This window comes from Aminobacter sp. P4_D5 (assembly GCF_056401815.1).
The window spans coordinates 1-503 of sequence record NZ_JBFUIP010001488.1 but is presented as its reverse complement, the minus strand read 5'-3'; the positions used below and the strand labels follow the sequence as shown (position 1 = coordinate 503).

Below are 503 nucleotides of genomic sequence, written 5' to 3'. Positions count from 1 at the left end.
TCCTCACCCGCATCGTCACGCGGCTCTGCCTGGACGCCATGAGTTCCGCTCGCGCGCGGCGAGAGAGCTATGTCGGCAGCTGGCTCCCCGAGCCCATCTTCGATCCCCGGGAGGACGGGGAGATGCACCCCGACGAGCTCACCCTCACGCTGATGCTGGCGCTGGAACGGCTTTCGCCGCTGGAGCGCGCGGCCTTCCTGCTGCACGACGTCTTCGGCGTCCCGCTCGACGAGGTCGCGACCACGCTGGAGCGCGAGCCGGCCGGCGTCCGCCAGCTGGCCGTCCGCGCCCGCAAGCATGTGCGCGCAGCGCGCCCGCGCTACCCCGTGCCACCGGAGGAAGGCGAGCGGATCGCGCGGGCCTTCTTCCGCGCCTCCCACGAGGGCGACACCGGGGCGCTGCGCAGCCTGCTGGCCGAGAATGTCGTGATCCACTCGGATGGCGGCGGCAAGGTGCTGGCCTTCCGCAACCCGATCCTGGGGCTGGAGAGGGCGCTGCGGCTC

General features: G+C 72.6%; 1 protein-coding gene. It reads left to right on the top strand.

Annotated features, from left to right (window positions below; translation table 11 throughout):
- A partial coding sequence (locus AC1DWF_RS39120; RefSeq protein ID WP_476843755.1) for a sigma factor-like helix-turn-helix DNA-binding protein occupies window positions 1-503 on the top strand: 503 nt, incomplete at both ends.